Source organism: Lysobacter antibioticus (assembly GCF_000731095.1).
Taxonomy (GTDB): domain Bacteria; phylum Pseudomonadota; class Gammaproteobacteria; order Xanthomonadales; family Xanthomonadaceae; genus Lysobacter; species Lysobacter antibioticus_B.
This window is the reverse complement of record NZ_JMTZ01000036.1, coordinates 11,629-37,242: the sequence shown is the minus strand read 5'-3', so window position 1 is coordinate 37,242 and position 25,614 is coordinate 11,629. Positions and strand designations below refer to the sequence as shown.

The 25,614-nt window shown below is 67.2% G+C and carries 16 protein-coding genes; 7 read left to right on the top strand and 9 right to left on the bottom strand.

Annotation, left to right across the window (positions count from 1 at the left end):
* Positions 1-32 precede the first annotated feature (32 nt).
* On the bottom strand, positions 33-2,315 hold the full coding sequence (clpA, locus tag EX88_RS0112305; protein ID WP_031372292.1) for an ATP-dependent Clp protease ATP-binding subunit ClpA: 2,283 nt from the start codon (positions 2,313-2,315) through the stop codon (positions 33-35).
* Between the two features lie 89 nt (positions 2,316-2,404).
* A complete protein-coding gene (clpS, locus tag EX88_RS0112300; protein ID WP_031372291.1) occupies positions 2,405-2,725 on the bottom strand; it encodes an ATP-dependent Clp protease adapter ClpS in 321 nt (106 codons plus the stop codon).
* A 156-nt stretch (positions 2,726-2,881) separates the two neighbouring features.
* Between clpS and EX88_RS0112295 the strand changes: the two genes are divergently transcribed.
* The 4 genes from EX88_RS0112295 to hflD are packed head-to-tail and all read left to right on the top strand — an operon-like array spanning position 2,882 to position 5,682.
* Positions 2,882-3,442 (top strand): YbjN domain-containing protein, encoded by a 561-nt coding sequence (locus EX88_RS0112295; RefSeq protein WP_235186257.1) that lies wholly within the window; start codon positions 2,882-2,884, stop codon positions 3,440-3,442.
* A gap of 1 nt (position 3,443) precedes the next feature.
* Positions 3,444-3,938 carry an NUDIX hydrolase gene (locus tag EX88_RS0112290; protein WP_031372289.1) on the top strand — a complete coding sequence of 165 codons (495 nt, stop codon included), beginning with the start codon at positions 3,444-3,446 and terminating at the stop codon, positions 3,936-3,938.
* Between the two features lie 5 nt (positions 3,939-3,943).
* On the top strand, positions 3,944-5,074 hold the full coding sequence (mnmA, locus tag EX88_RS0112285) for a tRNA 2-thiouridine(34) synthase MnmA (RefSeq protein WP_031372288.1): 1,131 nt from the start codon (positions 3,944-3,946) through the stop codon (positions 5,072-5,074).
* The gene (gene hflD / locus EX88_RS0112280) at positions 5,074-5,682 is read left to right on the top strand and encodes a high frequency lysogenization protein HflD (protein WP_031372287.1); all 609 of its coding nucleotides are present in this window, start codon (positions 5,074-5,076) and stop codon (positions 5,680-5,682) included. Before mnmA ends, hflD begins: the two co-directional genes overlap by 1 nt.
* A 487-nt stretch (positions 5,683-6,169) precedes the next feature.
* Here hflD and acnB read toward each other — a convergent pair whose 3' ends face one another.
* The gene (gene acnB / locus EX88_RS0112275; RefSeq protein ID WP_031372286.1) at positions 6,170-8,758 is read right to left on the bottom strand and encodes a bifunctional aconitate hydratase 2/2-methylisocitrate dehydratase; all 2,589 of its coding nucleotides are present in this window, start codon (positions 8,756-8,758) and stop codon (positions 6,170-6,172) included.
* Positions 8,759-9,169: 411 nt separating this feature from the next.
* Between acnB and acnA the strand changes: the two genes are divergently transcribed.
* Positions 9,170-11,968: an aconitate hydratase AcnA gene (acnA, locus tag EX88_RS0112270; protein WP_031372285.1), complete on the top strand. Its 2,799-nt coding sequence runs from the start codon at positions 9,170-9,172 to the stop codon at positions 11,966-11,968.
* A 295-nt stretch (positions 11,969-12,263) separates the two neighbouring features.
* Here the strand turns inward: acnA and EX88_RS27130 are convergent, their stop codons facing one another.
* Entirely contained in the window at positions 12,264-12,677 is a 414-nt protein-coding gene (locus EX88_RS27130) for a nuclear transport factor 2 family protein (RefSeq protein ID WP_235186256.1), read from the bottom strand.
* Between the two features lie 336 nt (positions 12,678-13,013).
* Between EX88_RS27130 and EX88_RS0112260 the strand changes: the two genes are divergently transcribed.
* The gene (locus tag EX88_RS0112260) at positions 13,014-14,687 is read left to right on the top strand and encodes a long-chain fatty acid--CoA ligase (RefSeq protein WP_031372283.1); all 1,674 of its coding nucleotides are present in this window, start codon (positions 13,014-13,016) and stop codon (positions 14,685-14,687) included.
* A 238-nt stretch (positions 14,688-14,925) separates the two neighbouring features.
* Positions 14,926-15,837: a crotonase/enoyl-CoA hydratase family protein gene (locus tag EX88_RS0112255; RefSeq protein ID WP_051885052.1), complete on the top strand. Its 912-nt coding sequence runs from the start codon at positions 14,926-14,928 to the stop codon at positions 15,835-15,837.
* A gap of 48 nt (positions 15,838-15,885) precedes the next feature.
* Here EX88_RS0112255 and EX88_RS0112250 read toward each other — a convergent pair whose 3' ends face one another.
* The 5 genes from EX88_RS0112250 to EX88_RS0112225 form a co-directional block, all read right to left on the bottom strand.
* Entirely contained in the window at positions 15,886-18,054 is a 2,169-nt protein-coding gene (locus EX88_RS0112250; RefSeq protein ID WP_051885051.1) for a response regulator, read from the bottom strand.
* Between the two features lie 3 nt (positions 18,055-18,057).
* Entirely contained in the window at positions 18,058-19,179 is a 1,122-nt protein-coding gene (locus EX88_RS0112245) for an HD domain-containing phosphohydrolase (protein WP_425599977.1), read from the bottom strand.
* 256 nt (positions 19,180-19,435) lie between these two features.
* Positions 19,436-20,953 carry a lysine--tRNA ligase gene (gene lysS, locus EX88_RS0112240; protein ID WP_031372279.1) on the bottom strand — a complete coding sequence of 506 codons (1,518 nt, stop codon included), beginning with the start codon at positions 20,951-20,953 and terminating at the stop codon, positions 19,436-19,438.
* 337 nt (positions 20,954-21,290) lie between these two features.
* A protein-coding gene (prfB, locus tag EX88_RS0112230) for a peptide chain release factor 2 (protein WP_144436410.1) occupies positions 21,291-22,419 on the bottom strand; the annotation gives its coding sequence in 2 pieces (ribosomal slippage) (positions 21,291-22,343 and positions 22,345-22,419; 1,128 coding nt in all).
* A 224-nt stretch (positions 22,420-22,643) separates the two neighbouring features.
* Positions 22,644-25,547 (bottom strand): VIT domain-containing protein, encoded by a 2,904-nt coding sequence (locus EX88_RS0112225; RefSeq protein ID WP_081930923.1) that lies wholly within the window; start codon positions 25,545-25,547, stop codon positions 22,644-22,646.
* Positions 25,548-25,614: the final 67 nt, after the last annotated feature.

Below are 25,614 nucleotides of genomic sequence, written 5' to 3'. Positions count from 1 at the left end.
CCGCCTTTTTTATGCCCTCACCGCTTGCGCGGTCAGACCGTGACCGGCAGCAAACGCTCCGGCTCGGCATGGGCGTCGACGATCAGCTCGTCGTCGCGCACGTCGATGGTGACCCGGCCGCCGCCGACCAATTTGCCGAACAACAGCTCGTCGGCGAGCGGACGCTTGATCTTGTCCTGGATCACGCGCGCCATCGGACGTGCGCCCATCTGCGGGTCGAAACCGTGCTGGGCCAGCCAATCGCGTGCGGTCGGCGTCGCGGTCAAGGTCACGTTCTTCTCGTGCAACTGCGCTTCCAGTTCGATCAGGAACTTGTCGACCACGCGCAGGATGTGATCGAAGCCCAGCGCCTGGAACTGCACCACCGCATCGAGGCGGTTGCGGAATTCCGGGCTGAAGCCCTTGCGGATCACTTCCATCGCATCGGTCGAATGGTCCTGCTTGGTGAAGCCGATCGAGCGCCGCGAGGCCTGGGCCGCGCCGGCGTTGGTCGTCATCACCAGCACCACGTTCTTGAAGTTGGCCTCGCGACCGTTGGTGTCGGTGAGCGTGCCGCGGTCCATGACCTGCAACAGGATGTTGAAGATGTCCGGATGCGCCTTCTCGACCTCATCGAGCAACAGCACGCAGTGCGGGGTTTTGACGATTTTCTCGGTCAGCAGGCCGCCCTGGTCGAAACCGACGTAGCCCGGAGGCGCGCCGATCAGGCGGCTGACCGAATGCGGCTCCATGTACTCGGACATGTCGAAGCGGACCAGCTCGATGCCGAGCTGCAGGGCGAGCTGCTTGGTGACCTCGGTCTTGCCGACGCCGGTCGGGCCGGCGAACAGGAAGTTGCCGATCGGCTTGTCCGGGTTGCCAAGCCCCGAGCGCGCCAGCTTGATCGCCGACGCCAGGGTCTCGATCGCCGCGTCCTGGCCGAAGATGACCATCTTGAGGTTGCGTTCGAGGTTGCGCAGCACGTCCTTGTCGCTGGCCGAGACCTGCTTGGTCGGGATGCGCGCCATCTTGGCCACGATCATCTCGATCTCTTCGATGTCGATCAGCTGCTTGCGCACGTTCTCCGGCAACAGACGCTGGCGCGCACCGGCTTCGTCGATGACGTCGATGGCCTTGTCCGGCAGCAGGCGGTCGCCGATGTGCTTGACCGACAGGTCGACCGCGGCCTGCAAGGCTTCGTCGGCATAGGTCACGCCGTGATGAGATTCGTACTTGGGCTTGAGGCCCTGCAGGATCTCGTAGGTCTCGCCGACGGTCGGCTCGACGATGTCGATCTTCTGGAAGCGCCGCGCCAGCGCGCGGTCCTTCTCGAAGATGCCGCGGTATTCCTGGAACGTGGTCGAACCGATGCAGCGCAGCTCGCCCGAGGACAAGGCCGGCTTGATCAGGTTGCTGGCGTCCATGGTGCCGCCGCTGGCCGAGCCGGCGCCGATGATGGTGTGGATCTCGTCGACGAACAGGATCGCCTCGGGCTGCTTCTTGAGCTGGGCCAGTACCGCCTTGAGGCGCTTCTCGAAGTCGCCGCGGTACTTGGTGCCGGCGACCAGGGCGCCGAGGTCGAGGGCGAAGATGGTGGCGTTGCGCAGCACTTCGGGCACGTCGCCGTCGACGATGCGCTTGGCCAGGCCTTCGGCGATCGCGGTCTTGCCGACGCCGGCCTCGCCGACGTAGAGCGGGTTGTTCTTGCGCCGGCGGCACAGCACCTGGATGGTGCGCTCGACCTCGTCGCCGCGACCGACCAGCGGGTCGATCTTGCCCTCGCGGGCCAACTGGTTGAGGTTGCTGGCGAACTCGGCCAGGGCGTCGGACTTGCCTTCGCTCTCCGGGCCTTCGGCCGGCTTGGATTCGCTTTCCTCGTGGTGGCCGTGGCTGTCTTCGGCGTTGTGCTTGACGATGCCGTGCGACAGGTAATTGACCACGTCGAGGCGGGCCACGTCCTGCTGATTGAGGAAGTAGACCGCGTGCGAATCCTTCTCGCCGAAGATGGCGACCAGCACGTTGGCGCCGGTGACCTCCTTCTTGCCGGAGGACTGCACGTGATAGACAGCGCGCTGTAGCACACGCTGGAAACCCAAAGTGGGCTGGGTATCGCGGTCGACGTCGTCGGGCAGCACCTGGACCGAGGTCGCGATGGCCTGTTCGAGGTCGCTGCGCAGACGCGCGAAGTCGGCGTTGGTCGCCTTGAGGACGGCCTCGGCGGACGGGTTGTCGAGTAGTGCGAGCAGCAGGTGTTCGACCGTCATGTACTCGTGGCGCGCCTCGCGGGCGCGCTTGTAGCACTGGCCGATGCTGTATTCGAGATCCTTGCTGAACATGGGGCGGAGCCTCCAGAACGTATGCACGCTACGTGGGGGCGCTCGCCGGCTTTTCCATGCCCCGCCCCAACGGGTGCGACAACTACCTTTTAGGCCTTTTCCATCGTACACAGCAAGGGGTGTTGGTGAAGTCTTGAAAATTCGTTCACCTGTGCAACCTTGGACTCGGCGACCTCGCGTGTGAAGACGCCGCATACGCCGCGGCCGCGGGTATGGACATGGAGCATGATCTGGGTGGCTTTTTCGACGTTCATCGGGAAAAAGCGCATCAGGACCTCGACCACGAAGTCCATCGGGGTGTAGTCGTCGTTTAGCAGGAGTACGGAATACAGCGGCGGCCGCGCGACTTCGGGCTTGCCGGTTTCCACCAATACGCCATGACTGTGTTCTTGTTCGGTCTGTTTTGCCATTGCGCGATTATAAACCCCTGCCCTGTCCCGCCGTGGATGCGGCCGCCGTGCGACATGGACGCATGCCCGGCCGCATTGCAAAATGCCGCAGCGCCGCCATCTTGGTCGGAGCCGCCGGTCAAGGTTGCGCCGGCGCCGCGAAATTCAAGGACCCTCATGCGTCTGCCCCGTTACCTGCCTGCCCTGCTGTTCTCGCTGCTGCCCGTCCTGGCGACGGCCGCGCCGACGACGAAGGCGGACGCCGCCTCGCTCAAGAGCGCCCCGGCCAAGGCCGAGCCGGCCGCAGCCAAGGCCGAAGCCGCCGCCAAGTCCGCCGACCCGCGCATCGGCAAGCAGCTCGACGCCCTGGGCTACAAGTACGAAGTCGACAAGGACGGCGACTACACCCTGACCTTCGGCCTCGACGAGGACCGCAGCCAGATGGCCTACGTGATCTCGCACACCGAGCGCTACGGCAAGCTGCAGGTCCGCGAGGTCTGGTCGCCGGGCTACCGCACCTCGGACAAGGACTTCCCGGCCGAGGTCGCCAACCGCCTGCTCGAGGACAGCCAGCTCAGCAAGATGGGCGGCTGGGTCAAACAGGACTCGGTGGCCGTGTTCGTGGTCAAACTGGACGCCGACGCGAGCCAGGAAGACCTCGACGATGCGATCGACTATGTCGTCCGCGCGGCCGACGAGATGGAATCGCAACTTACCCCCGGCCAGGACGAATTCTGACGTGAGCTACCGCGAAGGCCGTTTCTGGCAACCCGATGTGACCGTCGCCACCATCGTGGTCGACGGCGGCCGCCTGCTGATGGTCGAGGAATCGGTCGGCGGGCGCCTGGTGATCAACCAGCCGGCCGGGCACCTGGAGCCGGACGAGAGCCTGATCGACGCCGCCCTGCGCGAGACCCGCGAGGAGACCGGCTGGGACGTGCGCCTGACTGCCTTCGTCGGCGCCTACCAGTGGAAGGCGCCGCAGCAGGAGGACGGCGCCGGCGGCCGCCACTACCTGCGCTTCGCCTTCGCCGCCGAACCGGTCCGCCACGACCCCGGCCGGAGCCTCGACGAAGGCATCGTCCAGGCCCTGTGGATGAGCCCGGCCGAGTTGCAGGCGCGCGCGCCCGAGCATCGCAGCCCGCTGGTCTGGCGGGTGGTCGCCGACTACCTCGGTGGACGCCGCCATTCGCTGGATCTGCTGCAGCAAATGGTCTCACCCGACCCGGTCTGATCCTCATGGCCGTATCGGTACGCACCATCGTGGGCATGTCGGGCGGGGTCGATTCCTCGGTCGCCGCCCTGCGCCTGCGCGACGCCGGCGAGCCGATCGCCGGCCTCTTCATGCAGAACTGGGCCGACGACGGCAGCGGCGACTGCCGCGCCGAGGACGACCGCCGCGACGCGGTCGCGGTGTCCGGCCGGCTCGGCCTGCCGATCCATTTCCGCGATTTCTCCGGCGAGTACTGGGCCGGGGTGTTCGAGCACTTCCTCGCCGAATACGCCGCCGGCCGCACCCCGAACCCGGACGTGCTGTGCAACCGCGAGATCAAGTTCAAGCATTTCCTCGACGCTGCGCGCGAGCTCGGCGCGGAGTTCATAGCGACCGGCCATTACGCCCGCGTCGACAAGGCCGGGGCCGGCTTCCGCCTGCTGCGGGCGGTCGACCGCAGCAAGGACCAGAGCTATTTCCTGCACCAGCTCGGCCAGGCGCAGCTGTCGGCCACGCGTTTCCCGCTCGGCGACCTGCTCAAGCGCGACGTGCGCGAGATGGCGCGCGCGGCGCAACTGCCGACCGCGGCCAAGAAGGACTCGACCGGCATTTGCTTCATCGGCGAACGCGATTTCCGCGAGTTCCTGTCGCGCTACCTGCCGGCGCGCGAAGGCGAGATCCGCACCCCGGCCGGCCAGGTCGTCGGCCGCCATCCGGGCGTGTTCTATTTCACCCTCGGCCAGCGCGAAGGCCTCAACATCGGCGGCGTGCGCGGCTTCGAGCCGGCGCCCTGGTACGTGGTCGGCAAGGACGTCGCGACCAACGTGCTGTACGTCGACCAGGGCAGCGACAGCCCCTGGCTGCATTCGCAGACCCTGTGGTCTGAAACCGCCCATTGGATCGCCGGCCAGCCGCCGGCCGCCCGCTTCGTCTGCAGCGCCCAGACCCGTTACCGCCAACCCGACCAGGACTGCGAAGTCTCGGTGCGCGATGACGGCAGCTTGGAAGTCCGTTTCGCCCAATCCCAGCGCGCGGTCACGCCCGGCCAGTCGCTGGTGCTGTACGACGGCGAGGTTTGCCTGGGTGGCGCGGTGATCGCCGCCACCGATGCACCCGATTGCGCCGCCCCCCTGCCCCCCAAGGAACCCACTACGTAATGGCCGACCTCTCCGAACGCGTACTCGCACTCGCCGGCCTGGCCCAGGCCTTGGGCCAGGTGCGGCGCATCGCCGACACCGGCCAGGCCAACGCCTCCGTGCTCGACACCGCCCTGGACTCGGTGTTCCGCATCGATGCCTCGACCCCGGCGGCCGTCTACGGCGGCCTGGCGAACCTGCGCCCGGGTCTGGTGCTGCTGCAGGACTATTTCGTCAACCGCGCCAACGACGAGCACCTGCCGCGGCTGGCCCTGGCCGTGCTGCAACTGGAGCGCCGCTTCGTCCGCGACGCCGCCATGACCGAGAAGGTCCTGCGCGGCATCCACGGCCAGGCCACCGCCGCCGGCCGCCTCGGCAGCAGCCATCCCGACGTCATCGCCGCCCTAGGCAGCCTGTACGCCGAGACCCTGAGCCACCTGCGCCCGCGGGTGCTGGTCCAGGGCAACCCGCATTACCTCGGCCAGCCCGGCGTGGTCGCCGAAGTCCGCGCCGCCCTGCTGGCCGCGGTGCGTTCGGCGGTGCTGTGGCGCCAGCTCGGCGGCAGCTATTGGGATTTCCTGCTGCGCCGCCGCGCCATGGTCGACGCGATCGAGGCGCGTTTGGGCTGAGGAGCCGGGCCGCGCGTCGTTGCGGGGCCTCCCTGTAGGCTTGGCGCGAATCGCTACCTCGGTCCGGTTGCCGTGGCGTGCGGGCGGGTGACATCGCTTCGCCTCTCGCGGCTTGCGCCGCTCCTACCCCTTGCAGCGCGGCTTCCCTGCGGCAAAACCTCCTGTAGCCGCGGCGCGAGCCGCGAGCTCGGTCCGCTTGCCGTGTCGTACGGGTGGCTGGCGTCGCTGCGCCAGTCGCGGCTTGCGCCGCTCCTACCCCTTGCAGCGCGGCTTCCCTGCGGCGAAACCTCCTGTAGCCGCGGCGCGAGCCGCGAGCTCGGTCCGGTTGCCGCGTCGTGCGGGTGGTTGCGTCGCTTCGCTTGTCGCGGCTTACGCCGCTCCTGCAGGGGCAGATGCGTCGCATGCGGTTTGAACCGTGCCGGCCGCGCCCAACAAAAAACCCCGGCCTGAGCCGGGGTTTTTCGTTTCTCGGTTTACCGCCGGCCGATCAGGCCGCGGCCACCGTGTCGGCGACCGTCTTGTAGTCTTCGATCTGATCGAAGTTCATGTAGCGGTAGATCTTGTCGCCGTCGGCCTTGAGCACGCCGACGTCCGCCATGTACTCCTCGCGGGTCGGGATGCGACCCAGGCGCGAGCAGATCGCCGCCAGTTCCGCCGAGCCCAGGTAGACGTTGGTGTTGCGGCCGAGACGGTTCGGGAAGTTGCGGGTGCTGGTCGAGAACACGGTCGCGCCTTCGCGCGCCTGCGCCTGGTTGCCCATGCACAGCGAGCAGCCCGGCATTTCCATGCGCGCGCCGGCGGTGCCGAAGGTGCCGTAATGGCCTTCCTTGGTCAGCTCGGACGCGTCCATCTTGGTCGGCGGCGCGACCCACAGGCGGGTCGGGATGTCGCGCTTGCCTTCGAGCAGCTTGGCCGCAGCCCGGAAATGACCAATATTCGTCATGCACGAACCGATGAAGACTTCGTCGATGACCGCGCCGGCCACGTCCGACAGCGTCTTGACGTCGTCGGGGTCGTTCGGGCACGCCACGATCGGCTCGACAATCTGGTTCAGATCGATCTCGATCACCGCGGCGTAGTCGGCATCGGCGTCGCCTTCCAGCAGTTGCGGGTTGGCCAGCCAGCCTTCCATCGCCTTGATGCGGCGGGCGAGCGAACGCGGATCGGCGTAGCCCTCGGCGATCATCCACTTCAGCAGCGTGATGTTGCTGGTGAGGTATTCGATGATCGGTTCCTTGTCGAGCTTGACCGTGCAGCCGGCGGCCGAACGTTCGGCCGAGGCGTCGGACAGCTCGAACGCCTGCTCGACCTTCAACTGCGGCAGGCCTTCGATCTCGAGGATGCGGCCGGAGAAGATGTTCTTCTTGCCCTGCTTGGCGACGGTCAGCAGGCCGGACTTGATCGCAGCCAACGGAATCGCGTTGACCAGGTCACGCAGGGTCACGCCGGGCTGCATTTCGCCCTTGAAGCGCACCAGCACCGATTCCGGCATGTCCAGCGGCATGACGCCGGTGGCCGCGGCGAACGCGACCAGGCCGGAGCCGGCCGGGAACGAGATGCCGACCGGGAAGCGGGTGTGCGAGTCGCCGCCGGTGCCGACGGTGTCGGGCATCAGCATGCGGTTGAGCCAGCTGTGGATCACGCCGTCGCCCGGGCGCAGCGAGATGCCGCCGCGGTTGGAGATGAACTCCGGCAGGGTGTGGTGGGTCTTGACGTCGACCGGCTTCGGATAGGCCGCGGTGTGGCAGAACGACTGCATCACCAGGTCGGCCGAGAAGCCGAGGCAGGCCAGGTCCTTGAGCTCGTCGCGGGTCATCGGGCCGGTGGTGTCCTGCGAACCCACCGAGGTCATCTTCGGCTCGCAATAGGTGCCCGGACGCACGCCTTCGCCCTCCGGCAAGCCGCAGGCGCGGCCGACCATCTTCTGCGCCAGCGAATAGCCCTTGCCGGTGTCGGCCGGGTTCTGCGGCAGGCGGAACAGGGTCGAGGCAGGCAGGCCCAGCGCTTCGCGCGCCTTGGCGGTGAGGCCGCGGCCGACGATCAGCGGGATGCGGCCGCCGGCGCGCACTTCATCGAGCAGCACGTCGGACTTGAGCGCGAACTCGGCGATGACCTGGCCGTCCTTGATGGCCTTGCCGTCGTAGGGACGCAGCTCGACCACGTCGCCCATGTTCATCTGCGACACGTCGAGTTCGATCGGCAACGCGCCGGCGTCTTCCATGGTGTTGTAGAAGATCGGCGCGATCTTCGAACCCAGGCACACGCCGCCGAAGCGCTTGTTCGGGATGAAGGGGATGTCTTCGCCGGTGAACCACAGCACCGAGTTGGTGGCCGACTTGCGGCTCGAACCGGTACCGACCACGTCGCCGACGTAGGCGACCAGGTGGCCCTTGTCCTTCAGCGATTCGATGAAGGCGATCGGGCCGCGCTTGCCGTCTTCTTCCGGCACGATGCCGTCGCGGGCGTTCTTGAGCATCGCCAGGGCGTGCATCGGGATGTCCGGGCGCGTGGTCGCGTCGGGCGCCGGCGACAGGTCGTCGGTATTGGTCTCGCCGGTCACCTTGAACACGGTGATGGTCAGGCTTTCCGGCACTTCCGGACGGCTGGTGAACCATTCCGCGTCGGCCCAGCTCTGCAGCACCGACTTGGCGTTGGCATTGCCGGCCTCGGCCTTGTCCTGGACGTCGTGGAAAGCGTCGAACATCAGCAGGGTCTTCTTCAACGCTTCGGCGGCGATGGTGCCGACCTGTGCGTCGTCGAGCAGTTCGACCAGCGGATGGATGTTGTAGCCGCCGAGCATGGTGCCGAGCAGTTCGGTCGCGCGTTCGCGGCTGATCAGCGCGTTCTTCTCGGTGCCGAAGGCGACCGCGGCAAGGTACGAGGCCTTGACCTTGGCGGCGTCGTCGACGCCCGCCGGCACGCGCTGGGTGATCAGGTCGAGCAGGAACTCTCCCTCGCCCGCCGGCGGCGCTTTCAGCAGCTCGATGACCTCGGCGGTCTGCTGGGCGGTCAGGGGCAGCGGCGGAATGCCCAGCGCGGCGCGCTCGGCAACGTGTTGGCGATAGCTGGAGAGCATGGAGATTCCCGTCGGAGTGAAGCGGTAAAGACGTGGCACTGGCTGCGTGGGTCCGCCGCCGCGACCGGCGCGTTCGGACTTACGTGGCGAGTTGCTGGTGGCGAGTTGCTGGGAGGCAAGGCCGCGGGCGCCCACGAAGGGCACGGCCTCGACCGCGTATTTTGCCTTCAAAGGGCTTTCGCGGCAACGCGGAGGGTGTGCCGGCCCCTCGCCGCGCAAGGCTTTGCGCGATCCGTCCATACGCTTGGGGTGGAACGCTGTAGCGCGCTTGCGACCATGGTCTGCACGCTTCCTGAACCCGATAAAGCGATAATCGGCGCCATCGCCAGCCACCGCGCCCATACCCCCAGGCGCGCCAGCCTCCGTGCCGCCCCAGCGGCACGCCAGCCGTACCAAAGGAGCTCCACCGACATGCCCGACTCCTATTCGACCCGCCGCAAGCTTTCCGTCAACGGCCGCGACTACACCTATTTCAGCCTGCCGGCCTTGGGCGAGCGCTACGACATCAGCCGCCTGCCCTACTCGATGAAGATCCTGCTCGAAAACCTGCTGCGCCACGAAGACGGCGGCGCCACGGTCGGCAAGGACCACATCGAGGCCGTCGCGCAGTGGGACGCCACCCGCGAGCCCGACACCGAGATCGCCTTCATGCCGGCGCGCGTGGTCCTGCAGGACTTCACCGGCGTGCCCTGCGTGGTCGACCTCGCGGCTATGCGCGACGCGGTCGGCCGGCTCGGCGGCAACGCCCGCCAGATCAACCCGCTGATCCCCTCCGAGCTGGTCATCGACCACTCGGTCCAGGTCGACGTGTTCGGCAGCCCCGAGGCGCTGGACCTGAACGGCAAGATCGAGTTCCAGCGCAACATGGAACGCTACAGCTTCCTGCGCTGGGGCCAGAAGTCGTTCGAGAACTTCAAGGTGGTGCCGCCGAACACCGGCATCGTCCACCAGGTCAACCTGGAGAACCTGGCCCGCGTGGTCATGGGCCGCGAGGTCGACGGCGACCTGCAGGCCTTCCCAGACACCGTGTTCGGCACCGACAGCCACACCACCATGATCAACGGCATCGGCGTGCTCGGCTGGGGCGTCGGCGGCATCGAAGCCGAGGCGGCGATGCTCGGCCAGCCCTCCTCGATGCTGATTCCGCAGGTGGTCGGCTTCAAGCTGACCGGCCAGTTGCCGGAAGGCGCGACCGCGACCGACCTGGTCCTGACCGTGACCCAGATGCTGCGCAAGCACGGCGTGGTCGGCAAGTTCGTCGAGTTCTTCGGCGACGGCCTGCAACACCTGCCGCTGGCCGACCGCGCGACCATCGCCAACATGGCGCCCGAGTACGGCGCGACCTGCGGCATCTTCCCGATCGACGCCGAAGCGGTGACCTACCTGCGCCTGTCCGGCCGCTCGGAAGAGCAGATCGCGCTGGTCGAAGCCTATGCCAAGGCCCAGGGCCTGTGGCACGAACCCGGCCAGCCGCATGCGACCTATTCGGCCACGCTCGAACTCGACCTCGGCGAGGTGCGTCCGTCGATGGCCGGCCCGAAGCGTCCTCAGGACCGCGTCCTGCTCGAACACGTGCACACCAATTTCAACGACAACCTCGGCCCGCTGATCGCCAACCGCAAGTCGAACAACGGCGGCAACGCCAAGCTCGGCTGCGCGGTCGACGAGCTCAAGAGCGAAGGCGGCGCCCAGGCCCAGGCCGATCACCTCGCCGCCAAGCCGGTGTCGAAGATCCGCATCCACGACCAGGACGCCGACCTGTCCGACGGCTCGGTGGTGATCGCCGCGATCACCTCCTGCACCAACACCTCCAACCCGGCGGTGATGCTCGGCGCCGGCCTGCTCGCGCGCAACGCCGCTCGCCTGGGCCTGAAGTCCAAGCCCTGGGTCAAGACCTCGCTCGGCCCGGGCTCGCTGGTGGTCACCGACTACCTGCGCAAGGCCGGCGTGCTCGCCGACCTGGAAAAGCTCGGTTTCTACGTGGTCGGCTACGGCTGCACCACCTGCATCGGCAACTCCGGCCCGCTGCCGGACGAAGTCTCCAAGGGCATCGCCGAGAACGAACTCGTGGTCGCCTCGGTGCTGTCGGGCAACCGCAACTTCGAAGGCCGCGTGCATCCGGAAGTGAAAGCCAACTACCTGGCCTCGCCGCCGCTGGTGGTGGCCTATGCGATCGCCGGCACGGTCAACATCGACCTGACCAAAGAGCCGATCGGCAAGGGCGCCGACGGCCAGGACGTCTACCTGCGCGACATCTGGCCGAGCAACAAGGAAATCGGCGACATGATCGCCGCCACCGTCGGCCCGGAACTGTTCGCGCAAAACTACGCCGACGTGTTCAAGGGCGACACGCGTTGGAACCAGATCGCCTCGCCCGACGGCGAGTCCTTCCAGTGGGACGAGGACTCGACCTACATCAAGAACCCGCCCTACTTCGACGGCATGACCATGCAGGTCGGCAACATCGACGACGTCCGCGGCGCGCGCGTGATGGGCCTGTTCGGCGACTCGATCACCACCGACCACATCTCGCCCGCCGGCAACATCAAGAAAGACTCGCCCGCCGGCCGCTTCCTGATCGCGCGCGGCGTGCAACCGGCCGACTTCAACAGCTACGGCTCGCGTCGCGGCAACGACGACGTGATGGTGCGCGGCACCTTCGCCAACATCCGCATCAAGAACCTGATGTTCGGCGGCGAGGAAGGCGGCAACACGCTGTATTTCTCCAAGGACGGCGGTGACGGCCGGCCTTCACAGGGCGAGAAGCTGGCGATCTACGACGCGGCGATGAAGTACAAGGCCGACGGCGTGCCGCTGGTGGTGTTCGCCGGCAAGGAATACGGCACCGGCTCCTCGCGCGACTGGGCCGCCAAGGGCACCAACCTGCTCGGGGTCAAGGCGGTGATCGCCGAGAGCTTCGAGCGCATCCACCGCTCCAACCTGGTCGGCATGGGCGTGCTGCCGCTGCAGTTCAAGGACGGCGAGAACGCGCAGAGCCACGGTCTGGACGGTTCGGAAGTGATCGACGTGGTCGGTCTCGACGACGGCGCGGCCAAGACCGCCACTCTGGTCGCCAAGAAGGCCGACGGCAGCCACAAGACGATCGAGGTCAAGGTGCTGCTGCTGACGCCGAAGGAAGTCGAGTACTTCCGCCACGGCGGCATCCTGCATTACGTGTTGCGCCAACTCGCTGCGCGCAAGGCGGCTTGAGCAGCAATTGACCGAGCGGAAGACCCGCCGATAGCCCCACGGCTATCGGCCTTCAGAGCGACACGCGCCCGTGGCGCGTTAGCGTCGCTCTTCAGCCGCCACGGCGGCATCCTGCATTACGTGCTGCGCCAGTTGGCGGCACGCAAGGCGGCTTGATCGGCGCCGGCACGAACGAAAAACGCCCGGCCTTACGGCCACCGGCACCTGCGAGAGCGGCTTCGGCCGCTCTCGTCGTATCCGGGGTCCTGCTTGCGCTTGCCGGGGCATCGCCCCGGCGCCGCGGAACGCTCGCGGACTACAGCTTCGCGCTCCAGCGCGCCGAAGTCATACGCCAGTCGCCGTCGTCCTCGCGCCAGCCGGTCTCCACTTCGTACAACCGGGCCGCCTCGGGCAGGGGCTGGCCGGAGCCGCCGGTCAATGCCGCGCTGAAACGTACGGTCGCGTGGTCGGGCTGCATGGCGATGTCGAGCGGGCCGACCGTCACGCCGAGTTGCCGATAGCGCAGGAAACTGCCGACCGCGAGCCGGCGCGCGCCTTCGCGGTCCAGTCCTTCGGGGCCGACGAAATCGGTCGCCAGCCACTCCTGCAGGGCCGGTGCGTCGCGTTGCTCGATCGCGGCCTGGAATTGCGTCACCGAGTCGCGCAGGCGCTGCTCGGGCGGGTCGCGGCCGCAGGCCGTCGACGACAACGCCAGGACCGCCGCCAGCACGAACCGGCGCCATGGCGGCCCGAGGCTCGATTTTCGCCGCACGGCGATCCCATTCTCGCGACTGTTCGCACTATTCACCGGAAACCTCCCTTTACCGCAGTCCCCTTGCCGCAGTCCTTTCGCCGGCGGCGGTGGCCGCTTCGCACGACCGTTCGCGCGCCCCCTCGTAGCGCCATCGTGACAGGTCGGCAAGGCCGCGGACAATGTCCGCACCGCCCTTCGCAGCATCGCCTTGCCAGTCAGTAGAGCCTATGCTCCAATCGAGAAAATACCGTACGGCAGCGCACACAGCGGGCCGGCGGCCAGAATCGATGAGCGATTAGAGAGGGGATCGCGATGAGTTTCGAACGACCGTGGCTTGCTCAGTATCCTGAAGGCGTGCCGGCGCAGATCGACGTGGACGAGTTCCCGTCCATCGTATCGGTGCTGGAAAACGCCATCGAAAATTATCGCGACCGTCCCGCCTTCTCCAATTTCGGCAAGGTACTGACCTACGGCGACATCGACCGGCTCAGCGCGCAGTTCGCCGCGTATCTGCTCGGCGAACTCAAGCTCAAGAAGGGCGATCGCGTCGCGATCATGATGCCCAACTGCCTGCAGTATCCGATCGCGACCTTCGGCGTGTTGCGCGCCGGCCTGACCGTGGTCAACACCAATCCGATGTACACCGCGCGCGAGCTCAAGCATCAGCTCGACGACTCCGGCGCGGCGGTGATCTTCGTGCTCGACAACTTCGGCAAGACCGTGCAGGAAGTGGTCGGCCAGACCCAGGTCAAGCAGGTCATCAGCACCGGCCTGGGCGACATGATCGGCGGGCTCAAGGGCCCGGTGATGAACTTCGTGCTGAAGTACGTCAAGAAGATGGTGCCGGACTACGACATCCCCGGCGCGGTGCGTTTCCGCGACACCCTCACCCTCGGGCAGATGCACAAGCTGCCGGAGATCGAGATCTCGCCGGACGACATCGCCTTCCTGCAGTACACCGGCGGCACCACCGGCGTGGCCAAGGGCGCGATGCTGACCCATCGCAACCTGGTCGCGAACATGCAGCAGGCCGCGGCCTGGGTCGGCGCCAACGCCAAGCCCGGCCACGAGATCATCATCACCGCGCTGCCGCTGTACCACATCTTCGCGTTGACGGCGAACGGACTGGTCTTCATGAAGTTCGGCGGCCTCAACCACATGATCACCAATCCGCGCGACATGCCGGCCTTCGTCAAGGAACTGAAGAAAACGCCGTTCACCGCGATCACCGGCGTCAACACCTTGTTCAACGGCCTGCTCAACACGCCGGGTTTCGACGAGGTCGATTTCTCGCATCTGCACCTGACCCTCGGCGGCGGCATGGCCGTGCAGCGCGCGGTCGCCGATCGCTGGAAGCAAGTCACCGGCATCACCCTGGTCGAAGCCTACGGCCTCACCGAGACCTCGCCGGCGGCGTGCATCAATCCGATGGACCTGGCCGAGTACAACGGCTCGATCGGCCTGCCGATCTCCTCGACGGACGCCTGCGTCAAGGACGAGAACAACAACAAGCTCGGCATCGGCGAAGTCGGCGAGCTGTGCATCAAGGGCCCGCAGGTCATGAAGGGCTATTGGCAGCGCCCCGAGGAAACCGCCAACGTCATCGACGACGACGGCTGGCTGCACACCGGCGACATGGCGCGCATGGACGAGCAGGGTTTCTTCTACATCGTCGACCGCAAGAAGGACATGATCCTGGTGTCGGGCTTCAACGTGTATCCGAACGAGATCGAGGACGTGATCGCGATGATGCCGGGCGTGCTCGAAGTGGCCGCGGTGGGCGTGCCCGACGACAAGTCCGGCGAAGCGGTGAAGGTCGTGATCGTGAAGAAGGATCAGGCGCTGACCGCCGAGGACGTCAAGGCGCATGCCCGGATCAACCTGACCGGCTACAAGCACCCCAAGTTCGTCGAGTTCCGCACCGAGCTGCCCAAGACCAACGTCGGCAAGATCCTGCGCCGCGAGCTGCGCGACGCGCCCAAGTAAGCCCCGCGGCACGAACCGGCGCCCTGGCGCCGCTCCCGAAGGCCCCTCCCCGAGGGGCCTTTTTCGTGTCCGCCCGGGCCGGCCCCAGCCCCGATTCGCGTTTGGGTCCAGCCCCGGTTTTGTGCCGGAAATGAATGCGCCAGGACGAAGGCCGAACCTTGTCTGAACGATGCCTGGGCGAGGTGTAGCATCGAAACGCGGGTATCCCGACCCGCCACCCGTCCTTTAGGAGTCCGCCATGTCCATGTCCGCCCGTCTGCCAATCGCGAATGTCCCCGCCCTGTTCCGCCATGTCGCCGACCCGGCCAGCGGTACCGACTGGGGCTATATGCACGCCCAGCCCGCCAATCACGTCCATGGACAGGACGCGCCCTACTCGCCTTGCTTCTCCGAGCACCTGCTGCACGACATGAAGCGCGCGCAGGAACGCATTCGCCGCGAACTGGCTTCCGATTGCGATCCGCGCGCCGGCATCCGCCATTTCGTGCTTGCTTCCGACGCCGACGTGTTCAACCTGGGCGGCGACCTGGCGCTGTTCTCGCGCATGATCCGCAGCGGCAACCGCCAGCGCCTGCTCGAGTACGCATGCCTGTGCATCGAAGTCGCCTTCAATCTTTATCAGTTGCACGAAGACCGGGTCCACAGCATCGCGGTGATCCAGGGCGATGCGCTCGGCGGCGGCTTCGAGGCCGCGCTGTGCTGCCACACCATCATCGCCGAGGCCGGCACCGGCATGGGCTTCCCGGAGGTGCTGTTCGACCTGTTCCCGGGCATGGGCGCCTACACCTTCCTGACCCGCCGGGTCACCCCGGTCCAGGCCGAACGCATGATGCTCAACGCCCGCGTCTATCCGGTCGAAGAACTGCTGCGCATGGGCGTGGTCGACCAGGTCGTGCCGCGCGGTTACGGCTTGCAGGCGGCGTCCGAGCAGATCAAGCGCAACCAGCGCATGGGCAATGCCCTGCGGGCGATGAACACGGTCCGTCAGGCCTGCCGTCCGGTCAGTCTGGACGAGCTGCTGTCGGTGACCACCGAATGGGTCGATGCGGCGATGCGCCTCAACGATCGCGGGCTCAAGACCATGGAACGCCTGGTGCGTGCGCAGCAGCGCCGGGCCGGCGCGACCGCGCCGGCGCTGGCGCTGGCCTGATGTCTTACAGGGGGGGGCCTGCCACGCGCCTCGCGTGGCAGGATGCTGTCAAGAAACGTCGGGGACGTCCTTGCCGCGGTTGCCGCGACTGAGGCGCGCCACTTCCTGACGGCTGACGTCGGCCACCGCCGACAATTGCGTCGCGAGGTCCACGACCAGTTTCGGACACTCGCGAACGAGTACTTCGTCGCTTGCGCGCATGACCTGCGAGCAGCGCTCCGCAATCGAGTGCGCGCCGAGATTTTCCGCCACGCCCTTGTAGGCGTGAGCGATCTCGCGGAACTCGTCCCAACGCGCCACCACCGCCGCCGCTTCCAGGTCGGTCTGGCAGGACTGCGCGTCTTTCAAACACTGCTCGACGAAATCGCGCAGGAACTGATCGCCCAAACCCATTTCGGCCAGTTCGGCCAACACCGCCGGGTTGGTCAGCGGACGGCTGACGTCGCTGATCGCGCGCACCGCCGGCATGCGCTGCGAATCGACCACGTCGGCGATGGTTTCGAGCAGGCGCCCGACCACGATGGGCTTGGTCAGGAACGCCATCGCGCCGGCTTCGCTGGCCGCTTCCGAGGCCTGCAGGGTCGCATCGGCGCTGAGGATGATGGTCGGCGTGCGGCGGCCGTTGCCGGCCTGCATGAAACGCAGTTGCCGGATCACGTCCAGGCCGCTGAGGCCGGGCATGTGCATGTCGAGCACGGCCAGGTCGAACTGGCCGAGCTCGAGCTGGTCCAGGGCCTGTTCGCCGTCGTTGGCGGCCTGCACGCGGTGACCGGCGCGCTCCAGGATGCGGGTCAGCACAGTGCGGTTGGCCGACTGGTCGTCGGCGATCAGCACCCGCAGGCTGCGCACCCGGGTCTTGTGGCGCAGGAACGGGTCCTCGAACGAGATGACCTTGCCGCTGCCCTCCTGCTGCGCATCGGGCTGGGTCAGGGCGGCCTCTTCCAGGCGCAGCGGCAGCTCGACCCAGAAATGGCTGCCGCCGCCGGGATTGGCTTCCAGGCCGATCTCGCCGCCGAGCAACTGGGTCAGGGTCTTGGCGATCGTGGTGCCCAGGCCAGTGCCGCCGAAACGGCGGGTCGGGCCGTTGTCGACCTGCTCGAAGGCCTGGAAGATGCGGTCGACGTCCTCGCTCGGCACGCCGATGCCGGTGTCGCGCACCGAGAAGCGCAAGCGCACCTGGCGCTCGATCCCGGGCGTGCCGGGACCGGTGGCGCCGCCGACCAGCCGGGTGACCAGCGACACCCCGCCCTTCTCGGTGAACTTGATCGCGTTGTGCAGCAGGTTCAACAGCACCTGGGTCAGCAGCGCGCTGTCGCCGTTGAGACGCACCGGCACGTCCTGCTCGACGTCGACCTTGAGCGTCAGCCCCTTCGCCGCGGCCAGCGGTTGCAGCATCTTCTGCAGCCGCTTCATCACTTCCTGCAGGTTGAAATCGATGTCGCGGCGCTGCAGCTTGCCGGCCTCGATCGCCGAAATGTCGAGCACGTCGTTGACCAGCAACAGCAGCGACTGCGCCGAGGCGTGGATGACGTCGGCGTATTCGCGCTGGTCCGGCGCCAGCCGCGTGCCGTGCATGAGTTCGGCCATGCCGATGATGCCGTTGAGCGGCGTGCGCAACTCATGGCTCATGTTGGCCAGGAAGCGGCTCTTGGCCTCGTTGGCGCGGCGGGCGTCCTCGGTCGCCTTCTGCAGGCTGCGCAGCAACGAGGACAGGTAGGCCGGGATCGCCACCAGGCCCAGCCACAGGCCCGTCGACAGATAGGGCTGGCCGCGCCAGTAGTCGTTCTTGAGGATCACCGCCAGGAACGAGGCGCCGGCCAGGGACGCGGCGGTGTAGAGGTAGGTGGTGCCGTAGCGCAGGCCGTTGCCGATGGTTACCCACAGCACGATCACGTACAGCGGCGCCAGCGAGGGCGCGTCCAGCGACATCAGCATCGCCAGGGTCGAATAGTCGGCGAGCATGCCGATCCAGCGGCGCAGGTGCGAGACCCCGGGCCAACGCACGATCGCCGCCATCAGGCCCAGGCCGACCACCGATTCGGCCGACATCACCCACAGCATGGTCTGGGTGGCCACGCTGTCCTGGTCGAAGGCCTGCAGGCCCAGCAGGTAGGCGACGATCAGGCAGGCGATGACCAGCCGCACCAACGCCTGCCCATGCTCGCTGTCCGGGCGGTTCGAGAGGCGCTCCTTGACCACGCGCAGGGTGGAAGCCATCGGCTACTCCAAGCCGGGACGGGGGAAGCTGGCCGAATAACGATCGCAGATTTCGTCGAGCCGGGCCCGGCTGCGGATCAGGGCGTCCACGCAACGTGGATCGAACAAACGACCGCGCTGAGCGTACATATACCCCAATGCCTCCTCCACGTCCCAGGCTTTTTTGTAGGGACGCGGCGAAATCAGGGCGTCGAACACGTCTGCGACCGCCACGATCCGGGCTTCCAGGGGAATATCGTCCCCGACCAGCCCGTCCGGGTAGCCGCTGCCATCGTAGCGCTCGTGGTGGCGCAAGGCGATCAGGGCCCCAGCCTGGATGAACCGGTTTTGGCTGCCGCTGAGCAGTTCGTAGCCGATCTTGGGGTGGCGGCGCATGACCGCCGTCTCCTCCTCGGTCAGCGGGCCGGGCTTCATCAGGACCGCGTCGGGAATGGCGATCTTGCCGATGTCGTGCAGCGGCGCGGCCATCTCGATGACCCGGATCTCGTCCTCGAACATGCCCAACTGCTCGGCGATCAGGCCGGCGATGTGCGACATCCGCTCCAGGTAGGCGCTGGTGCCGGCATCGCGGTATTCGATGGCGCGGGCCAGTCGCGACAAGGTCTCGCGCTCGCGCTCCTCGACCTCGTGCATGCTCGACAGCAGCCGCTGTTCGAGCGACAGGGCCCGCTGTTTGACGTTCTCGGACTGCTGGCGCAACTGCAACAGGTTACGGCAACGCGCACGCAGCTCGCGCGGGCGCACCGGCTTGACCAGGAAATCGATCACACCGGCTTCGAGTGCGGCCTGGCGCACCGGTTCGTCGCCGACCACCGTCACCAGGATGATCGGGATGTCCCGGTGCATCGGCAGGCGGCGGAAACGGCGCGCGAACTCCAGCCCGTCGATGCCCGGCATACGATAGTCGAGCAGCAACAGATCGGGCTGGTGCGTTTCGCACCACGCCAACGCGGCCTCGGGCTCGCCGAAATCGTGCACCGACAACTCGGACGCGATGTCCTCGATGATGTGGCGCAACATGGTCCGCGCGGACGTTTGGTCATCGACGATAACGACGTTCACACCGGCTTCCGTAATGGGGTCACCCCCTGTGGTGACCGATCTGGGAGCATACCCCGCCAGGATGCCCGTGACAGCCGCCGAAGGTCCCTAGACGATCCGACTTCGCCCGGTATTCGTCCGGGCCAAGCTTGCGAATGAGCGCTGTACGTCACGGTTCAACGCGGGGCGACTGAAGAAACGGCCAACCCGCGTTGGCCGTCCATTGTGCTTGCCTGCGTTTGGACTCGGTCGATGGGTTTGGCCGATGGGTTTGGCCGGCGCTAGCGGCCATGCGGCCCATGCGGACCGGATGCCGCCGGGCGCCGCCGCCCGGGGCGGCTCAGAGTCCGGCTTCGGGACGCATATAGGGGAACAACAGCACATCGCGGATCGACGAGGAGCCGGTCAGCATCATCACCAGGCGGTCGATGCCGATGCCCAGACCGCCGGTCGGCGGCAGGCCGACTTCGAGCGCGCGGATGTAGTCGGCGTCGTAGTGCATGGCCTCGTCGTCGCCGCCGTCCTTCTGGTCGACCTGGGCCTGGAAACGCGCGGCCTGGTCTTCCGGGTCGTTGAGCTCGGAGAAACCGTTCGCCAATTCCTTGCCGCCGATGAACAACTCGAAACGGTCGGTGAGCTCCGGATCGAGGTCGTTGGCGCGCGCGAGCGGGCTCACTTCGACCGGATGATCGGTGATGAAGGTCGGCTGGATCAAAGTGTGCTCGACGGTCTTTTCAAAGATTTCGAGCAGCAGCTTGCCCCAGCCGTAGCCCGGCTTGACCGCGACCTTGAGGCGCGCGCCGTGGGCACGCATGGCGTCGAGGTCGCGCAGTTCTTCGCGCTTGATCTCGGGGTTGTGTTCGAGCACCGCATCGATCATCGACCAGCGGCGGAACTTCGGCCCGAGGTCGATCGGGTTGCCGTCCCATTCGACCTGAGTGGTGTTGAGCACGTCGGTCGCGGCGTGGCGGATCACCGCCTCGGTCAGGTCCATGATCTCGGTGTAGGTGGCGTAGGCCTCGTACAACTCGAGCATGGTGAACTCGGGGTTATGCCGGGTCGACACGCCCTCGTTGCGGAAATTGCGGTTGATCTCGTAGACGCGTTCCAGGCCGCCGACGACCAGGCGCTTGAGGTACAGCTCCGGCGCGACGCGCAGGTACAGCTGCAGGTCGAGCGCATTGTGATGGGTGGTGAACGGCTTGGCCGCGGCGCCGCCGGGGATGTAATGCATCATCGGCGTTTCCACTTCGAGGAAGCGCCGCGTATCCAGCCAGGCGCGCATCGAGCGGATGATCTTGGAGCGCTTGACGAACACGTCGCGCGCGTCCGGCGACACGATCAGGTCGACATAGCGCTGGCGGTAGCGCTGCTCGACGTCGGCCAGGCCGTGGAACTTGTCCGGCAAGGGACGCAAGGCCTTGGTCAACAGGCGCAGGGTCTCGGCCTTGACCGACAGCTCGCCGGTCTTGGTGCGGGTGATCGGACCTTCGGCGGCGACGATATCGCCGACGTCCCAGCCCTTGAACTTGTCGTAGGTCTCGCCGAGCGCGTTGGCCTGCAGGAACAACTGGATGCGCCCCGACTCGTCCTGGATCTGGACGAAGCTGGCCTTGCCCATGACCCGCTTGAGCAGGATGCGGCCGGCGACCGCGACCCGGCGCGCCTCGCTGTCCAGCGCTTCCTGGGTCCAATGCTCGGCGTCGATGTACTGCGCCTGCAGGTCGCCAACGAAATCGCCGCGGCGGAAATCGTTCGGGAACGCGATGCCCTCGCCGCGCATGGCCGTGAGTTTGGCGCGACGCTCCGCGATCAGATGGTTCTCGTCGATGGGCGGCAGGCTGGTGTCGTCGGTCATGGTCTGGGTTTCAGGTAGGGCTTGGGAAAGCTGGAGGGATGCAGATTACTGAAGTCGCGGCGCGGGCGCTTGAGTGGCGGTCGGCGGCAGGCGTGGAGACGGCGTGGCGGATGCGGACGGTCTTGGCGGGCGAGCAAGGCAATGGAGGGACGGCAGCAGTCGGCGTGTATACGGCAACGCATTTCTGCTCCCTCCCCCTTCAGCCCGTCATCCCCGCGAAGGCGGGGATCCAGAGCTTCACCGATGCGCACTCTGAAGTCGTTGGATCCCCGCCTTCGCGGGGATGACGACCTGACAGACGCGACGGCTACAGGACCCGATTCCCGAATCCCGGCTTTCAAACCGCGTCGATGCGTTTCGAACCCACTTCCAGGCCCGACTTCAGGCTGGCCTCGACGAATTCGTCGAGATCGCCGTCGAGCACCTTCTGGGTGTCGCTGCGTTCGATGCCGGTGCGCAGATCCTTGATGCGGCTCTGGTCGAGCACGTAGTTGCGGATCTGGCTGCCCCAGCCGATGTCGGACTTGGTCGCCTCGACCGCATCGCGCACGGCGTTGCGCTTCTGGATTTCCAGCTCGTACAACTTCGCCGCCAACATTTTCATGGCGCGGTCGCGGTTGGCGTGCTGGCTGCGCTCGGTCTGGCAGGCCACCACGATCCCGCTCGGGACGTGGGTGATGCGCACCGCCGATTCGGTCTTGTTGACGTGCTGGCCGCCGGCGCCCGAGGAGCGGTAGACGTCGGTCTTGAGGTCGGCCGGGTTGATCTCGATGTCGATCTTGTCGTCGACTTCCGGCGACACGAACACCGAGGTGAAGCTGGTGTGGCGGCGGTTGTCGGAGTCGAACGGCGACTTGCGCACCAGGCGGTGCACGCCGGTCTCGGTCTTCAGCCAGCCGTAGGCGAAATCGCCTTCGACGCGGAAGGTCGCCGACTTGATGCCGGCCACGTCGCCGCCGCTGACTTCCATCAGCTCGGCCTTCCAGCCGCGCGATTCGGCCCAGCGCAGGTACATGCGCAACAGGATTTCGGCCCAGTCCTGGGCCTCGGTGCCGCCGGCGCCGGCCTGGATGTCGACGAAGGCCGAAGCCGCGTCCATCGGGCCGGAGAACATGCGCCGGAACTCGAGTTCCTCGACCTGCTTGGCGTAGCGCTCGACGTCCTCGACCACGGCCAGCGCGGTCGACTCGTCGTCTTCCATTTCGGCCAGTTCGAGCAGTTCGTCGGCGCCGACCAGCCCGTCGGTGAGACGGCGGATACCGTCGACCACCTTTTCCAGGCTGGCGCGCTCACGGCCCAGGCCCTGGGCCTGTTCGGCGTTGTTCCAGATATCGGGGCTTTCGAGCTCCCGGTTTACTTCTTCGAGACGTTCGACTTTGCTGTCGTAGTCAAAGATACCCCCTGAGCGAATCCAGCCGGCCCCGGAGGTCGGCGATGCGCTGGCGGACGGGATTGAGCTCGATCATGTCCGATGGTCTTGAATGCGGATGAGAACCGCCGATTCTAGCAGCCCGAGGGGCCGGGACGCCTGCCCGGCTCAGCGCCTCGGGGTAGGAGCGGCGCAAGCCGCGACCGCGCCCCACCCCGGCTCCGGCGAACCGGGCCAGGCCGGCGCCCCGTTCCGACGCGCCGCCCTGCCCCGCGACCTCATCGGCCGGGCTTACTTCAGCCCGGCTTGCTTCGGCCGGCCTCACTTCACCTCGAACTCGCCCACCATCACCACTTCGGCGTGGTCCTTCAGGCGCAGAGTCACCTTCTGCTCGGTCGGCTGGGCGCCGCCGAAGCCGGTGCTGAGCCACAGGTGCAGGGTCGTCGCCCCGGTCACCAGTTGCTGGCGGTCGCCGTAGAAGTTGGCCTCGACCTTGTACTTGCCGGGCTTGGCGTCGCGCAGGATGAATTCCTCAGGGCCGTAGCCGCCGGTGAAGTCGTTGGAGATGCGCCCGCCCTGATAGGTCAGCTTGTGGCGGTAGTAGCACTTCTCGCCGTTCGGGTCGGTCACCCACAGGTCCATGTCGCTGTTGTCGCTGTCCCAACTCAACACCACGCGCAGGTCCAGCGGCAGGTTACGCAGCAGGCGCCGGTCGATGCGCGAGGTATCCAGCCCTTGCGGGTGGGCCGCGACGATGGCGTTGAGCTCGGCCATGGCGATTTCCTCCACGCCCGGGAAGCGGCCGTCCCAATCGCGCAGGGCGATCTCGTACAAGGCCTCCACCGCCTGCGGGTATTGGGCATTGGCGGCATAGGCCAGGCCCAGGTCGCGGAAGCTTTGCGGCTCTTCCTCGGCCAGGCCGCGCACGCGCTCGAACACCGGCACCGCCAGCGCGGGCTGTTCAGCCTGCATCAGGCGATAGCCGAGCACACGCAGGATGTGGCGGTTCTCCAGGTCCATCTCGGCCAGGTTGGAGAGCACGCGCAGGGCCAGGTCGCGCTGGCCTTTCTCGATCAGCACGTCGGCGACGTCGAGATAGAACGCCGTGCTGGTCGCATGCGAATCGCGCTCGTCGAGGTAGATCGCATACACGCGGTCGGCACCGGCCTGGCGCAGGCGTCGTGCGTACGGCGAGTCGGGCTGCCACGGCTGCAGGACGATGCGGGCGCCGGCGCCGGCTTCTGCGTCCTGCCCGGCTTTGTCCGAGGCGGCATCGACGCGCGAGCCGGTCACCGTGATCGTCTCGAGTCTCGCCTCTGCCTCCATCGGCATAGGCGCGACTGCGGCGACCGGGGCCGCAGGCGCCGGCGCATAAGCCAGCGAACGCTGCACGTTGCCATGCGCCCCCGCCTGGGCACGCCGCAGCTTGGCCTCATCGGCTACTTGCGGCGGCGCGCCCTTCGGCCAACTGCGCTGCCACCATTCGATGCGTTCGGCGTAGAGCGCGGCGACCCGGTCCAGGCTCTGCCGGCGGGTACGCTCGCGCTCGTCGCTGCCTTCGGCCTTGAGCCGGCGAAATTCGTCGAGGCGGTCCGGCGGGGTGATGTCGTAACGCACGTAGTCGGCCAGATCGTCGAGCACGATCAGCGAGGTTTCCGCAGTGACGATGCCGAAGCGCTGGCCGAGGCGCGCGATCGCGGCGCGGTTGAGTTCGGGGTCGGCCTGCATCGCGCCGATCGAATACTGCGCCCACAGCGCAGCCGGGAAGACGCTGGCCGGCGCATCCGCATCGATAGGCACGACGAGCTCGCGCACCCGGCCGCCGTCGCGCACCTTCAGGCTCAGCTTGGCCGGGCGATCGCGCAGCTTGCCGGCGATACGCAACAGGCCGCCGTCGGCGAACGGCGAATCGGCGACCACCCCGGCCGTGCCGAGGCCGTCGACGCCGAGCAATTGCGGCCCTTCGTTGAGCAGGACATCGGCGGCGCGATCGAGTTCGCCGGCGCGCTGCCACGCCACCAGACGGCCGCCGTGCGCCTGCGCCAGGGCACGCAGGCCGTCCTGGTCGGAGGCCGCACCGGCCGAATTCAAGGCATACAGGCGCTGACCGGCGAGCAAGGCCGGGAAGCGGCGTTGGCCGTAGTTGAACAAGCCGTCGCTGACCAGCAGGTATTCCTCGATGCCGGCCTGCGGCTGCCAACCGCCCGGGTCGGTGGCGCCGTCGTAGACCGTGCTTTCGAGTTCGCGCTTGAGCGCCGACCAGTCGCCGCCCTTGACCGCGAAAGCCTGCGCGGGCTCGGCGCGATCGCGCAGCCGGACCAGGCTGACCCGGACCTCGCCGGCGGCGCGGAAATAACGATCCAGCAGTGCGAGTTCGCTGGCGCGCTCGCGCTTGCGGCCCGAGGCCGAGCTGTCCCACAGCAAGCCGATGGATTTCGGCAGCGCGCGCGGCTGGCGCGCACCGGCCAGCGGCACTTCGGCGAGGAAGAAACGTTCGCCATCCAAGTCCTGGGTGTAGGCGCGCGGCGCGGTGGCGGCCTGCACCCGCAGGCTCAGGGCGTCGCCGAGCGGTCGGCCGCGCAGCGCCAGCCGGTAGCGGCCGGCGCTCGAGGCGATCTCCGTCTGCTGGCTCAGACCGACCAGTCGCGGCTTCTGCGCCGAGACCAGCTCGAGGCTGAAACTGCGCGCCTGCGCGGCGAACGCCAGCGGCAGCTCGTAACGCCAGTCGCCGCCCTCGCGAGCGAGCGACTCGACCAACTCCAGCCGCACCCGCCGCGTGCCCTGGGCCGGGATCGGGTAGACCCGCAATTTGAACTGATTGCCGGCGGTCTTCTCCAACAGCGCCGGGTCGACGCCGCGGCGTTCGATCGCCTCGAACACCTGCCGGCCCTTGTCCTTCGGCACCGGCACCGCGGCGCGCAGCTTGCCGTCGATGTCGAGCGCGAAGCCGGCGACCTGCTGGCCGTCGCGCAAGGGGAACTGCAACTGCCCTTCGAGCACGCGTCGGTTCGGGTTGCGGAACACCAGCTCGACCGAGGTCCGGGCCAGCCCGCCGACGATCTCGCCGTCGACGCGGGCCGATTCGAGCACGATGGGCGTTTCGACGCCGCGCACTTCGAGCAAGGGCGGCGCGGTGACATCCCCGCGGATCTGCGCACTAGCGACGGTGGCGAGGGCGAGCAACAGGCAAAACACGGAACGAACGACTGCGAAGGACGGTTTCACCGGTCACCTCTTCCTTAAGAACGGGGTCTGCAACCTCTAACGCGGCGACTGCGCGAACGGGGTTGAA